This is a genomic window from Protofrankia sp. BMG5.30 (genome assembly GCF_001983005.1).
Classification (GTDB): Bacteria; Actinomycetota; Actinomycetes; order Frankiales; family Frankiaceae; genus Protofrankia; species Protofrankia coriariae.
Genome location: NZ_MOME01000029.1, coordinates 91,775 through 105,559 on the forward strand (window position 1 = coordinate 91,775; position 13,785 = coordinate 105,559).

Annotated in this window: 12 protein-coding genes; 8 read left to right on the top strand and 4 right to left on the bottom strand. The window is 66.5% G+C overall.

Annotated elements, in window-relative coordinates; all coding sequences use genetic code 11:
- The first annotated feature begins 8 nt into the window (after nt 1-8).
- Together BL254_RS29105 and BL254_RS16770 are read left to right on the top strand one after the other, a co-directional pair.
- On the top strand, nt 9-1,124 hold the full coding sequence (locus BL254_RS29105; RefSeq protein WP_139342355.1) for a LuxR C-terminal-related transcriptional regulator: 1,116 nt from the start codon (nt 9-11) through the stop codon (nt 1,122-1,124).
- Between the two features lie 250 nt (nt 1,125-1,374).
- Complete coding sequence (locus BL254_RS16770; RefSeq protein ID WP_139342356.1) at nt 1,375-2,238, top strand: hypothetical protein; 864 nt, start codon at nt 1,375-1,377, stop codon at nt 2,236-2,238.
- A 198-nt stretch (nt 2,239-2,436) separates the two neighbouring features.
- Here the strand turns inward: BL254_RS16770 and BL254_RS16775 are convergent, their stop codons facing one another.
- Nucleotides 2,437-2,811, bottom strand: coding sequence for a helix-turn-helix transcriptional regulator (locus tag BL254_RS16775; protein WP_076843978.1), 375 nt, complete (start codon nt 2,809-2,811; stop codon nt 2,437-2,439).
- Between the two features lie 99 nt (nt 2,812-2,910).
- On the opposite strand from BL254_RS16775, the gene BL254_RS16780 reads away from it, so the two are divergent.
- Nucleotides 2,911-3,789, top strand: coding sequence for an LLM class F420-dependent oxidoreductase (locus tag BL254_RS16780; RefSeq protein ID WP_047223872.1), 879 nt, complete (start codon nt 2,911-2,913; stop codon nt 3,787-3,789).
- A 210-nt stretch (nt 3,790-3,999) separates the two neighbouring features.
- On the opposite strand, the gene BL254_RS16785 is transcribed toward BL254_RS16780, so the two are convergent.
- A complete protein-coding gene (locus BL254_RS16785; RefSeq protein WP_052914734.1) occupies nt 4,000-4,257 on the bottom strand; it encodes a hypothetical protein in 258 nt (85 codons plus the stop codon).
- A gap of 134 nt (nt 4,258-4,391) precedes the next feature.
- Between BL254_RS16785 and BL254_RS28540 the strand changes: the two genes are divergently transcribed.
- From BL254_RS28540 to BL254_RS16810, 5 genes are all read left to right on the top strand, one after another.
- Nucleotides 4,392-4,571 (top strand): Scr1 family TA system antitoxin-like transcriptional regulator, encoded by a 180-nt coding sequence (locus BL254_RS28540; protein ID WP_235433626.1) that lies wholly within the window; start codon nt 4,392-4,394, stop codon nt 4,569-4,571.
- Nucleotides 4,520-4,798: a Scr1 family TA system antitoxin-like transcriptional regulator gene (locus tag BL254_RS27220; RefSeq protein WP_052914733.1), complete on the top strand. Its 279-nt coding sequence runs from the start codon at nt 4,520-4,522 to the stop codon at nt 4,796-4,798. The genes BL254_RS28540 and BL254_RS27220 overlap by 52 nt, the downstream gene beginning before the upstream one ends.
- A 564-nt stretch (nt 4,799-5,362) precedes the next feature.
- Nucleotides 5,363-6,265, top strand: coding sequence for a triacylglycerol lipase (locus tag BL254_RS16795; protein ID WP_076843980.1), 903 nt, complete (start codon nt 5,363-5,365; stop codon nt 6,263-6,265).
- Between the two features lie 175 nt (nt 6,266-6,440).
- A complete protein-coding gene (locus BL254_RS25205; RefSeq protein WP_157180528.1) occupies nt 6,441-6,611 on the top strand; it encodes an integrase core domain-containing protein in 171 nt (56 codons plus the stop codon).
- 719 nt (nt 6,612-7,330) lie between these two features.
- Entirely contained in the window at nt 7,331-9,463 is a 2,133-nt protein-coding gene (locus BL254_RS16810) for a trehalose-6-phosphate synthase (protein WP_076843984.1), read from the top strand.
- On the opposite strand, the gene BL254_RS16815 is transcribed toward BL254_RS16810, so the two are convergent.
- Together BL254_RS16815 and BL254_RS16820 are read right to left on the bottom strand one after the other, a co-directional pair.
- The gene (locus tag BL254_RS16815; RefSeq protein ID WP_076843997.1) at nt 9,409-10,464 is read right to left on the bottom strand and encodes an N-acetylglucosamine kinase; all 1,056 of its coding nucleotides are present in this window, start codon (nt 10,462-10,464) and stop codon (nt 9,409-9,411) included. The two genes, BL254_RS16810 and BL254_RS16815, sit on opposite strands and share 55 nt — an antisense overlap.
- 1,815 nt (nt 10,465-12,279) lie before the next feature.
- Nucleotides 12,280-12,804 carry a helix-turn-helix domain-containing protein gene (locus BL254_RS16820; RefSeq protein ID WP_052914730.1) on the bottom strand — a complete coding sequence of 175 codons (525 nt, stop codon included), beginning with the start codon at nt 12,802-12,804 and terminating at the stop codon, nt 12,280-12,282.
- Nucleotides 12,805-13,785: the final 981 nt, after the last annotated feature.

The window sequence follows — 13,785 nt, forward strand, 5'->3', positions numbered from 1 at the left end:
ATTCGTTCATGAAGCCCAGTTGTGACGCCCCGGCCACGAGCGACGTGAGCGGGCGGGCCACGGACCTGTTCGAGCGTGCCGTACGGCTGCTGGGTGTCGAGCCGGAGCGTGGCCGCGCGGACGCGGTGGACGCGGCGGACGCGCTGAGCGCGGCCTGTGCCGAACRTCTTCTGTCGGGTGCGCCCGACGCCGAGTCGACCGCGGCGCTGGCCCGGCTGGTCTGCGATCTACAGGACCTGGCCGTCGAGCAGGCCGAAACGCGGATGGCATCGCGAGCGCGACGCATCGCCCGCTGCGAACGAGGGCTCAGCCTGCTGCGCACGGTGATCAGCTCGAAGGCGCTGGAGGACCGCGTATGTGAGGAGATCGCGGCGAACTGCGGCTTTGCGCGGGTGCTGCTCTCGCGCGTTGAGGACGGCGTCTGGCGGCCGTGGAAGGTCAACAAAATGATACGGGACGAGCCGTGGTTCGCCGAGTGGGTCCAGCGCGAGATCCCGTTGGACGATCTCGTCCTGGAAGCGGAGCTGCTGAGCGAACGCCGGCCAGGCCTGGTGACGAACACCGCGGACCCGCGGGTRCATCCGATCATCCGGGCGGGCGAGGCGACGTCATATGTGGTGGCACCGATCACTCCCGCGGGGCGTGTCGTCGGTTTCCTGCACGCCGACCACGGCAGCGGCGGGCATACCTGCGACGAGACCGATCGTGACGTGTTGTGGGCTTTCAGTGAGGGATTCGGTCATCTCTACGAGCGCTCGGTGCTCGTGGAGCGCCTGCGTCTCCAGCGCGACCGGGTACGTCAGACGCTGGCCGTCGTCGGCGCCGCGCTGGAGGAGCTCACCGAGGCCGAGATCGAACTCGTCACGGCTCCCGACGACGACACTCCCGTCGCCCGGACGGCGTCATCGGTGTTCCGCAGCGAAGGCGGCCTCGACGAGCTGACGGCCCGTGAACGCGAGGTACTCGCGCTCATCGCGGGCGGCGCCAGCAACCAGGAGATCGCCGAACAGCTCGTCATCACCGTCGGCACGGTCAAGACCCACGTCAAGCACATCCTCGCAAAGCTCGGCGCCGTCAACCGCTCCCAGGCGATCGCGGCCTACCACGGCGTCGTCCAGGACTGAGCGTCCCTGGCCGCACCCCCCGCGTCTACCACCGCTGGGTAGGAATACCACCAACAGGGAAGATGACCCGCCGCGGGTGACGGGCGAACATGAAGTACCGGATCCGGAGCAGACGGCGCGCCGCGACAATTCGCGATGTCGCGTGGTCGGCCTGCCCGCGCTGTCAGTTCTCGACATGAGAAAGATCTGGAAAATCGTTGTCCGTCAGTCGTCACAGCCTTTCTTCCGTCGCGGCACGAATGGGGAAGTCATGCCGACAGCACCTGTTGACCATCAACTTGACCTGACCACTCAGGACGTTCTCACGTACGGCAGCTGGGGTCTCACACTGGTCCTCCTCGGTTACGCGGTACACCTGGGACGGAAGGAAAGAACACCCTTCTACACCCTGATCGTCCTCGCCGCCATGGTGGCGGCCTTCGCCGAACCGCTCTACGACGAAGGACTGATGCTCTACTTCTATTCGACCGAAGGAATGTACACGCATTTCACCGCCTTCGGCATCCCGCAGCCGATCTGGACCCACAGCGGTTACGCTGTGCTCTACGCGGCACCCGCGCTCACGATCGCCCGGAGGATCCGGCTCGGYACGCTGACGCGGAACGGGCTGTTCGCCTGGGCGGGCGTTGAACTGCTGACGTCCTSCACGTTCGAGATGATCGGTATCAACGGTGGCGCCTACACGTACTGGGGGCCGCACGAGCTGCGTGTCTTCGACTACCCGCTGGTCATCGGTGTGCTCGAGGCCGCGCAGGTGATGCTCTTCGCCGTCCTTGCGGCACTGCTGCGTGAGCGGGTGCGGAACCCCCTCGGTCTGCTGGGCCTGTTCGTCGTGTTTCCCTGCACATTCTTCATGGCGAATTTCGGTGCCGGCGCGCCGGTCATCATAGCCCTGCACCTTGAGGACACCTCGCGCCTGCTCGTCGTGCTGGCGTCGCTGCTGAGCACCGCGTTCGCGGCTGCTACGGTCCGGGGCGCCAGTCTGTTCCTGCCGCCCGCCGCCGGACACCGTGAAACGGCCCCCGTCGACGGCCCAGGAGGATTCTTCCGGACGAGAACAGCCGCCGGCATCCCCGCGGCCGGACCGGTCGCAACGCCGACCGCGGCGAAATAGGAAAGCAGGAACGAAGCAGCAGGAACGAAACAGAAAACAGGCGGGACCTCTCCGCCGTACACGACCTGTTCACCCGGCCCTGTTCACCCGGTCCTGTTCGCCCCGGTCGGCCCGAAGCGGCACCGGGGCGAGCAGGCGTGGGCGTTGCCCTCGTCCTGGGTGTCGACAAGTGTCTGGGTGTCGACCAGTGTTCGGAGGCTACCGGGACGGAGCGGTGTGGGCGTCACGCGGCGCTGGTCCGGGCTGTTCGTCCTCGGCGAGCACAAGGCCGAGCAGGCCCGGGAAACGGGCGTCGAACTCGGCGCGGCGAAGCCGGTTGAGCCGGCGCGGCCCCTGGTCGACCTGTTCGAGCAGCCCCGCGGCCCGCAGGACGGCGAAGTGGTGGCTGGCAGTCGCCTTCGACACCGGCAGATCGAACGTGCCGCAGGCCCGGGTGAACTCCGGCTCGCCCGCCAACGTCCGCAGGATCAGCCTGCGGACCGGGTCCGCGAGCGCCTCCAGAGCGTCCTGCAGGGGCAYGTCCTTCGGATCGGTGTGACGTAGAGTGCGGGCGCGTCGCGCCTGACCGGCCATCGTCTCCTCGAGTTCGTCTTCTCGAACTCCTTGCATATTCGACAGGTATCGTACACTGACATCTATTCGACCACCGTCGAACACATGAGGGAGATTGCCATGGCGATACCGCTGGGCCGGGTGGGCATCTGGTCCCCGTCGTACATCTGGGAGGCCGACGACGCCCACGAGGCCGCGGCGGAGATCGACGCCGCAGGCTACGGAGCCCTGTGGCTCGGCGCCGCCGCACCCGACCTGAACCTGCCCGAGAAACTGCTCGCCGCCACGAACCGGCTGGTAGTGGCCACCGGGATCGTCAACGTGTGGACGGTCGACGCGGCGGAGCTGGCCGCGGGCTTCCACCGGCTGGCAACGGCCCACCCGGACCGCTTCCTGCTCGGGCTGGGCGTCAGCCACGCGCCGATCGTGGAGCGGCTGGGACGCTCCTACACCCGCCCGTTGGACTATCTCGCCGGCTACCTCGACGCGCTCGACAACGCCGCCGAGCCGGTGCCCGTCGACCAGCGGGTGCTCGCGGCGCTGCGTCCGAAGGCGCTCACCCTGGCGGGGCAGCGGTCGGCCGGCGCCCATCCCTACCTGGTCACCCCCGAGCACACCCGGATCGCCCGCGAGACGCTCGGCGCCGGCCCGCTGCTCGCCCCGGAGCAGAAAGTCGTCCTGGAGACCGACCCGTCCGCCGCCAGAGCTCTCGCCCGTGCCAGCGTCGGTTACTACCTGCGGCTACCGAACTATGTGCGTAGCCTGCTGGCCCTCGGTTTCACCGAGGACGACGTCGCGGGCAGCGGCAGCGACCGGCTCGTCGACGCCCTCGTCGCCTGGGGCACCCCCGAGCAGATCGCGAAGCGCGTCGCCGAACATCACGACGCCGGCGCGGACCACGTGGCCGTGCAGGTCCTCGCACCGGACATCGACCTGGCCACCCGCGGCGGCCGCCCGCCCCGGCAGGCCTGGCAGGCCCTCGCCGCCGCGCTCCTGTGAAGAAGCCCTGCGGCCGCGGCGGCTGGAGCGACACGGTGCCGGTCAGGAGAACCCCTGGAAGAACGCGCTGGCTGCCGGGGCCCGGCTCGGTGCCGGCCGGTGATGAGCCACGTTCCGGCGACGGCGACCAGCGCGAACAGCGGCACCGGCCGGCTGCCCGGGCCCTGCCCAGGCAGCCGCACCACGTCCAACCGAGTTACGGAACAGCCTTCAGCTGAGGGAGACCGACTTGTCGAGGAACTGGTTGGTGGGGCCGGGGCCGGTGATGTAGTCGCGCTGCGCCCGTTGGAACAGCGGAGCGAGCGCGGCCAGACAGGCGCGGCTGGCCGCGAGCTTGTCCGCGCGGATGGCCAGGGCGGACTGGTAGATGGGGTAGGCGTCGACGAGCAGGTATCTGACGGGCTTGTGCCACGCTCGCACGTCGTGCTCGAGATGGTAGACCTCGTTGGTGACGAAGGCCTGCTGCACGATCTTGCCGTCAGCGGCGACGAACCGGTCCGGGCTGCCCTGGTACGAGATGTCGACCTGCGACTGCTTCGCAGCTATGAGGTCCAGTTTGTTCCGGGCTGCTACAGACGCCCGACTACGCCCGGGCGGTCATCATGGCCGGCGGCCGCCAGCTGGCGCCAGATGTCGTGGAGCGACGGGCCGCGGTCCGGGCAAGCCGGCAACAGCTCCTGTCGCGGCCGAACCCGCCCCAGCTCTGGGTCGTACTCGACGAGGCGGTGCTGTGGCGGTCGATCGGCGGGCCGGCGGTATGCGTGCCCAGCTTGAACATCTGATTGCCCTGTCCGCCTGGCCGAACATCACGATCCAGATCATGCCGTTCGCGCTCGGCGCTCACGTGGCCGAATGCGGAGCGTTCACCATCCTCCGCTTCCCAGGACCGGAGTCACCCGCGACGGACCAGACCGACGTGGTGTACCTCGAGCAGCTCACCGGAGCCCTTTTCCTCGACAAGCCCACGAGGTCGACCGGTACCTGCAGGTCATGTCCCGCCTGGCAATAGCCAGCGCACCTCCGCGCACCACCGTGGACACGCTCACCCGGATCGTCCACGAGACATAGCCGTCGACCGGCCGCCGTCCACGGCATCCCTCGGYACCGCCGTGACCAGCGCCTCTACCGACGCCTGACCCGGTGACACAGTCGAGGACACGGCCCGTGACCCCAACGCCTTCATCCCGGCCTTCCCGCCCGGACGGACAGAGGCTCTGCCGGGYGACCGTCGACGTGCTGGTCACGCCCTCCAGCAGGACAACGTCGTTGACCGGAACAGGGGGCTAATCTACAGTAGGTCCAAATTTTGTGACAAGGGCGGCATGGGGGAGGTCGCCGGATAGTCCCTCTGGTGTGYTCCGTCCCTTCGCGGCGGCCATCGGCTCGCCGGGCACATCACGCCCATCGTCATCCGGTGACATGACCCATGAATATATGGTAAGCCGGACAAGCCAGATTTGTCATGCCATCACCCTTGTGTGAAATAAGGYGTGACATCATCTCGCGTTGACAACTGCAAAAGGAGCATGCCTTGCACCGGAAATTGCAAAAGGAGTGTCACTTACGATCAAGAATGGGCCGCGTCGTCGCGGTCGTCACATTGATCGTTGCCACGACCATCGTCATCGGCAGCGGCCCGGCGGCCGCGGCCACGTATCCGGTGAACTGGGACGCGTTATCGGCCTACGCGTCCGGTCAGCTGAACGCCTCACCGCCTCCGGGTGCGAACAACTGGTCGTGCAGGCCGAGCGCGGCACATCCCGAACCGGTCATCCTCGTGCACGGCATCACCGAAAACCAGAACGCCAACTGGCAGGCGCTCGCGCCGATACTCGCCAACAACGGGTACTGCGTCTACACCATTACCTACGGAAGGCTCTGGTACACCGCCAACGCCGGTGGCATCGGCTACACCGGGAACTCGGCGGGTGAACTGAACGACTTCGTCAACCAGGTGGTGTCCAGCACCAGAGTCAGTCGGGTAAAACTGGTCGGATACTCCGAAGGCGGATTTATCTCCCGACTGTACATGAAGAATTATGGCACAACACACGTGTCGACCTTCGTCGGGATCTCACCGGTATCCATGACCCCGCCCACCATCAGCGGGCTGCTGACCATCCTCAACATGGTGCCCGGTTGGCAGACGATCGAACTATTGGGCTGCCCGGCCTGTTATGAACTGTCCACCTGGCCGGCGTTCAACGCGCTGAACTCGCCGCAGGCCACGTTCCYGAGCGTCACCTACACCAATATCATCACCACTCGCGACGAGGTAGCCACACCAGCGGAAGCGGTGAGCTATCTGCCGGCGGGCCCCAACGTCACCAACCAGGCCGTGCAGACCTTCTGCCCCAACGACCCCGTCGGACATGTCGGGATGCCTTACGACGTGACCACTGTCCAGTTGGTACTCAACGCCCTCGACCCCCAGCACAGCCAGCCCGTTCCGTGCGGCTCCGGGCTCCCGCTGTAGCGCTGGGCAATGAATGGGCGGYGCCGGCCCAGCACTTGATTGGCCCGGTGCCGCCCGTCGTGGACCGGACGGCGGGAATCATTCCGGTGGCACGGCCGCAAGCCCAACCTGCCGGTGCCGGAAACTCGTCCGTAGGATCTGACCAAGGCTTCTGCGCTACTCATCAGCTCATCCGGTGGAATGCCTCGACCGCATCCTCATCCTCGGCGAACGACACGCCACCGCCGTCCTCGCCGAATATGCCGATCACTACAACAGTCACCGGCCACACCGATCACTGCGCCAATGTGCACCGCTCCGCACAGGCACCGGCCCACCGCCCGAACCTGGCGTGTCGGTCCTCTGACATGATCGGCTCGGCGGGCTCGTCCACGAATACCGGCAGGCAGCATGCCCTGATATGTAAGCCGCCCGGCTTACTCTCATTTGGGGTGATACCGAAGGCGTCCGAGGTACTGACCCGAGTTTCTGGCACCTACACGGTGATGGCAACCCGCAACTGAACATCATCGAGACGGATGCTGGCGCCTGACGCTCCCAGCGCGATCCTGCATGTCCCGACCCAGCACCCGGTCCACCAGCTCCGGTGGACACACCCCGCGTCAGCACGCCCACCGACACCCGGTCCGGCAGCCAGCCTTCGGGCGACAGCCCCTCGCTCMCATCGTGACCCACACCGCCACACCGCCACACTGCCGACACGACGATCACTTAAAGTGCGATCATTGCGCTCCGAGGGAGGCTGTGGTCTGCACCGCGGACAGGACGGGTCCGTATTCGCGGTCAGCCGTCCGGGCGAGGATGTCATCGGTGTGGGCGGYCACCTCAGATCGGTGGATGGGAGCGCCGCACCGGTGTCGGCTGATCACATCCGGTGGCGCGCCCCGTCGGCCGTAACCGCGGAATGACAGTTGGCTGTCACGTTCCTGACTCTCGGTCATCGTCGCTGATTATCCCGGAGTAGAAACAGTTGTTCGGTCGGCGCTGGCGGGCGTGGTGGGGGACGCGGCGATAAACCGTACGGTCCATTTCACAGCAGGCACCCCCGCCACGAAGGGAACCCGTGTGCCAATCCTGGTCACCGACCTCGACGGAACCCTGCTGGGCGGAGCCGCAACCGACCGACGGCGCCTGCGCGACGCGCTGAACCGTCACCCCGAGGTGGTGGTCGTCTTCGCCACCGGGCGCGGACTGTCCTCCATCCGCGAGGCGCTGGACGACCCGCTGGTGCCCAGGCCCCGCTGGATCATCGCCGACGTCGGCGCGACCGTGCTCGACGGTGTCGACCACGTGCCGCTCCAACCGCTGCAGAGCGAACTGCGAGCCGGCTGGCCCGGAACCGGGCGCATACGCGCCGCGCTGCGCGGCTTCCCCGCGCTGATCTACCAGGACAGTGTGCCGCAGGAGGGCCGCTGCTCGTTCTTCCTCCGTCCCGAAGATCTCACACCGGTTATCACCGATGCGGTGGAGGCGCTCGGCTGCTCCTGGAGCTACTCGGCGGACCGCTACTTCGACGTCCTGCCCAGGGGCGCGTCCAAGGGCAACGCCCTGGTCGCTCTCGCCCGCTCGCAGGGCTGGCCGACCGCATCGATCCTGGTCGCCGGGGACAGCCTCAACGATCTGTCCATGTTCCGGATCGGTGCGCATGGCGTGGCGGTCGGCAACTCCGAGCCCATGCTGATCGCCGCGCTGGACGGTCAGGAGGGCGTCCACCGGCCCCAGCAGCCCGGCGCCGCGGGCGTGTTACAGGCGCTGCTGGAGCTGGGCTGGGTCGAGGCCGGCTCCCCGCTCGTGATCGGCTATCACCGCCCGCCGGTCAGCTGGACTCCCGAAGCCGACTGGCAGGAGCCGTCGAGCCCGAACGGCATCCTGCCCACCCTGCGCGCGCTCTTCAACGGTGGTATGGAAGCCGTCTGGGTGGCCGCCGCGGTCCTGGACCAACCGCAACGCGCGGCTCACCTCGATGGCCATGACATCAAGATCCCGCTCTCCTTCCTCCCGCTGCGACCGGACGAATGGCGCTCCTACTTCCATCAGGCATGCAAGGAAACGCTCTGGCCGGTACTGATGTCACAACCCGAACGGCTGCGTTTCAACCCGCTCACCTGGGAGCAGTACCGGACGGTCAACAGGCGCTTCGCCGAACGCATCGACGACGAGGCGCCCCGGGGCGGCACGGTCTGGTTACACGACTACAACCTCTGGCTGGTACCGGGCATCCTCCGCAGAACCCGGCCGGACCTGCGGGTGGGACTGTTCCACCACACCCCCTTCCCGCCACCGGAGACGTTCGCAGCCCTGCCGACCGCCGACGAGATCCGCGCCTCGCTCAACTGCCTGGACTGGGCCGGATTCCACACCACGACCTTTGCCGAGCGTTTCCGGTCCATCCTCGCGGAGAGCCCGCGACCGCCGAGGATCGGTGTCCACCCACTCGGTGTCGACCACGACGCCATCGGGGCGCTCGCCCGCGATCGAGCTCCTCGCATCCGCAGACAGGATGGCTACCTGGTGCTCTCCGTCGAACGCCTGGACTACACCAAGGCCCCGGTTGAGAAGATCAAAGCGGTCGCGATGCTGCTCGCCCGCCGTCCCGAGCTGCGCGGACGCCTTCGCGTCCGGCTGATCTGCGCCCCGCCCGAGCCCGGCATCACCGCCTACGACTCGACGCGGCGGGAACTCGAACGACGGATCGCCGAGGTCAACCGGGCCTGGGCGGAGAATGGCTGGCAGCCCATCGACTATCTGCCTCGCTCGCTCTCCTTCACCGAGGTCGTCGACAACTACCTTGCCGCCGACGTCCTCTGGGTCACCTCCTTCCAGGACGGGATGAACCTGACGGCCAAGGAGTACGTCGCCGTACAGGCAGCGGTCGGCGGCTTGGGTGTACTGGTGCTCTCCCAGCACACCGGAGCGGCGGAGGAACTGGGAACGGCGGCGGTGCTCACCGATCCCTACTCCCTCGACGACCTCGTCGAACGGCTGGCCCTGGCACTATCGCTCACGCCCGCCGAGCGGCGGACGCGCCTGGCCGACCTTGCCCACCGGCTCGGCCACCGTCATCCGACAGCGTGGGCAAAAGAGATCATTTCTGCCATCCGGGGAACGGAGCGCATCCCTTGGCCATCCCGGCAGGCTCCTGTTCACAGCGGTGGCCATGGCAGCGGCGACGGGTACGCGGCCCGCAGCCGTTGCTGAGCCTCACGGCAGCCGCCGGGAGGCCGGGCGGCCGAGAAGCCGGGCCGGGCGGCCGAGAGGTGGTCGAGGCCGAGGAGCGCGGCCCCGACCACCGGAGGAGCGACCAGCAGCCGAATCTCGGCGAGCGGCGCGCAGGCGGCCAGCCGGGCGGTGAGGTTGTCCAGCAGCAGCGGCTGGTGGGAGGCCAGCATGCCACCGCCGAGGACGAGCGGGGTCGGCGTGTCGAGCAGGTCAAGCCGGGTGAGCGCCACCAGAGCGAGCCGGACGATCTCGTCGGCCTGACGGTCGATCAGACCGAGCGCGGCCGCGTCGCCCGCCGCGGCCGTGGCGAACAGAAGCGGGATGATCTCATGAAGCCTGTCCTGCTCGATCTCGCCGAGGTGGACCGCCTCGGCGAGGCGGGTCGCGCTCGACAGGTTGAAGTGCGCGGCGATGGCGGACGCGAGCGCGGTCGTCGCACCGCGACCATCCTCCGCCCGGACGGCGTGCCACATGCACTCCACCGCCAGCGCCTCGCCGCCACCCCAGTCACCGGTCAGCCGTCCGAGAGCGGGGAAACGCACCGTCCGGCCGTCCGGCACCAGGCCCACGCAGTTGACTCCGGCGCCGCAGACCACAGCGACCCCGCACGCGTCGTCCGTCCCGGCCCTCAGCACAGCGAAGGTGTCATTGCGGACGGACACCGACCGCGTCCAGCCCTGCTCCTCGATGGCCTTCCGCAGCCGCTCCTCCTCCACCGGCAGGTCGGCATTGGCCAGACAGGCGCTGGTGTGCTCCGCCACGGGGTTTTCCTCCGACGGTAACCCGGCCTGCGCGGCGGCGGTCCGGACCAACGGCGCCAGCATGGCGACCGCGGCCTGTGCCCCGACCAGATGCGGTCGGAAGYCACCGCCACGGGCACTGCCCAGGACGGTGCCGTCCGCGCCGATCAGAAGGACGTCGGTCTTGCTGTTGCCGGTGTCGATGGCGAGCACTCCAGGCAGACTGGGTCTGGTAGGCAAGCGGATTCGCCCTTTCGGATCGATGTTTCCCGGACGGGACGGGGCGTCGACGCGCCCACCAGGGAGCGCGGTCACTTCGGGGGCAGCCCGGACGCGACTGAGCGCTCCCGGGTGTTCGGCGGGACCGACGAGCACGGCTCGCGCCAGCCAGCGCCCTAAAGATCTTCGTCCGCCGGGGCCCGCCCCCTGGATCCAGGGATTTGGAGGAACCTCGGAACACACCCGGCCAGAGCCTGCGCACACGGGCGCGACCAGCACCGACGGGTGGACCGCTAGCACGACCGGATACCGGTCGTGCGCCGTCCGCATGTCCGGTCAACCTGTCGTGGAAAGCCATCCGAAGCCAGGCAAGATCGAAATTTGCGGTTCCGCGGCCGACGAACTCGCTGTCCATATGGCGAAAGTAGCCATTCGGTTACGCTTCGTCGAGGCGTGTTCTTGACGGAGGAAGCACGCTCAGGACGCGGTCGACAGCCTCCGGTAGGAAGCATGAATCGCCGCGAACCCGCGAGCCGGACCCGTCCGACCCGGACAGGAAAGAAGGCCAGCAGCCGCTAACCGAACACCGATAAGATCAACGCTGGAAGCCAGGCTCTTAGCGTCTTCCCGAATGCCCGAAACCAGCCCCTCCGTGGTCCAGCAATTCACTCCTCAGAATACGATCTTCGCGAACTGCACCCTTTTGCGTCAATGGTTTGAAGCTCATCGAGTGTGCACGACTGTCGATGGGCTTGGCGTCCCRCCCGGAGAGAGCGCCCGTCGCTATAACCGTCGAGGTAGCCGAGTAGCTGGGCTTTACCCTATCTGTAAAATCCCACCGAGAAAAATCGAGAACAAGAGGAACTGACCTGTCCACTTGAATGCTTCTGTTGTCGAGCGGCGGCGCCATGCGGTGTCCCTGTCCCATACGGCGGCGTGGGCGATTGCCCACGCATAAATGAAAAGCCCACCCGAAGAGTACTCCATGTATCTTGCCGGCGTATCCGGAACAAGCACGGAGATTAGCACGAGGAGAAGGCCGGCCRCGACGATGGCAGCGATTACCCGAGTCGCAGATACAACCATAGGTATCACGCTGGACACGCCGGATGTGGAAGGCAATGGTCTACGTCCAAAAATTTGCGAGAATGACAACGTCCCCGCTCTGAATAACCTGTACGCTGTCGCGACCTTATTGTAGGCTGTCCGTATTTCTCTCGGTATATCCGCTAAAACGGTCCGTGGAGGGCGCGCAAACCCTCGACGGTAAAGGAGTGTCGTACGACCAGAGCGGTTGCTGAAAAATCCCGCGCCATGGACGTCATCGCGCTCAACAATCCGCCCTCGTCGTTCGACTTCCCATCGTCTAATTTTCCTTGGATTGACTAGGTGCTGGTCCGTTCGACGGCGCCACACGCGAGTATGCTGCCAGCATCGGTGCCACTCTCCGGCGGTAATCCGGCGGCACGGTTGATCACGAGTGGTCTGGTATTCGCACAGAATTGGAAAAGCGGTTCCGCGCATCCACCATATTAAGCTGCTTAGCAGCCAGAGAAAGAGCGGCAGAAAAAGGATGAGCGCGAGGGGTCAGGGGAAGCCGAACTCACCGTTAAGCCAAGACGCGAACGTGCGGAGCGCGCTCGCCAGAGCAAGCAGGAAATTTTCTGCCACATTCGGATAGTAGACATGCACCGTCCGTTACGGAAGATGGGTTAGTGAACGCCCCTGTGTCGGATGGACGACAGAYGGTGCTCGTCGAGCGCCGAGTGTAGGCAGTGTCGTTGTCGACGGTGCTACTCGGCGTAAACCCCTGCCTTACAAAGTCGGTCTGGTTCGTCAGCCGACGTCCGTGTTCGTCCGCACAGTCGGCGGGGCCTGGGCGCCGGTTCCGCCGTCGACCATCGCCGTCCGTGGACGTCCGCCGGCTTGGCTACACGATTGGCTACATTCCGATGGTCCACTTGGCATCGATGAAGCCCCGTTCAGGAGACCGGCGTCAGCAGCGACAACCACCACGACATCCGGTGGCAAGCCGTTCGGCGGTGCTGGTCCGGATGCGGGGTCGGGGATCTCCCACGGGCGCGGAGCCAAGCGGAGCAGATGGCCAGGGATGCGGAGGCCGTCGGCGATACGCTCGATCGGGTGAATGGAGATGATGCGTTCCTTGTCGCGCATGACCCGACTGATGCGGCTCTGGGTGAGTCCTTCCACAGGGGAGGCGATGCGGTTCTGGCTGGCACCGTCGTACTGCTTCATCAGCCGGAAGGCCGCGCCGAAGTCACGGGCGCGCAGCGCTGCGCACATTTCGTCCCGTTCGAGTAACTGCCAGGAAACCCTGTAGAGGCCGTTGGCGGGCGGCATCTCGCCCTCCCGGGGTGCGGCCGACATCCGGGTCGGCGGTGTGCGGGACGGAATGCTGACATCGTTTGCGATGGGATATATTAGCCATCCTTCATGATCGACGATTTTCGGGCGATCCAGGCGTCGAGATCCTCGTCTCAAGCGGCAGGCGGGTGAACCGGATCGGTGAGCGGCCGGCGAGCATGGGTGGACGGCATCCTTGGCCGGTTGGCTCCGTGGACTCGGCCGGATGCTACGGAACGTGATGATGGTATGGGTGGCGTCGGAGCGCCCGAGTGCTGATCGTTTTCAATTGCAGTACAAACTGCAGTACTGAAGATCAGAAAAGCCCAGAGCCCGCGCCGTGTGATCGGCTGCGGGGCTCTGACCTGCCTCAACCAGCGTGCGCTCGGCGGCGCACTCCGAACATCCCCAACTGCCATGGCCGTTGTCGCTACGTACCGCATCGACATTCATACTTGACGTGTCTGGTAGTTAAACGACTGGTAGCAGGGATCGGTGGTCCACCGGCCCCGGTCACATCCCGCTCGGACTTCGGCGTGATACCCGGCAGCTCCGCGATCACGATCACRGCCGGGCCCGTGCCGGCTCGGTGCACCGTCCGCGTCCTGCCGTCGTGAGTGAAGTCCTCCGTCTCGAAATCGACGAGACCGTCGCGGCCATGGCAGGCAGTCAACCAGAACGCCCACGCTCCAGACAGCCGCGGCAAAGCCCGCACCGCCCGACGGCCTCGTCGACCAGCTTCAGCAGCTCGGAAACACCGTCTACGGACAGTCCCACCTTCGGCGTGCCGCCGGTATCCGTCCAGGTCAGGCCATGCTCCGGCCACGGCCAGAAATGATCGATCGGGCCTGACAACTATGAAATGAGCCAGGCATAGCTGCCCCGGCCCCCTCTGTGTCAGTCTCGGGTGAGACATCCGCTGGGTGCGGGTTGGCTACAGAGGGCGTGATCGGAGATCCTCGTGTTCGTGGAGTCAGA

Bases quoted from the DNA above. Each gene is read 5' to 3' on its own strand.
- BL254_RS16780 (WP_047223872.1), top strand. From the start codon at position 2,911: ATGGCGATACCGCTGGGCCGGGTGGGCATCTGGTCCCCGTCGTACATC.
- BL254_RS28540 (WP_235433626.1), top strand. From the start codon at position 4,392: ATGGCCGGCGGCCGCCAGCTGGCGCCAGATGTCGTGGAGCGACGGGCC.
- BL254_RS16820 (WP_052914730.1), bottom strand. From the start codon at position 12,804: ATGCCGCCCGCCAACGGCCTCTACAGGGTTTCCTGGCAGTTACTCGAA.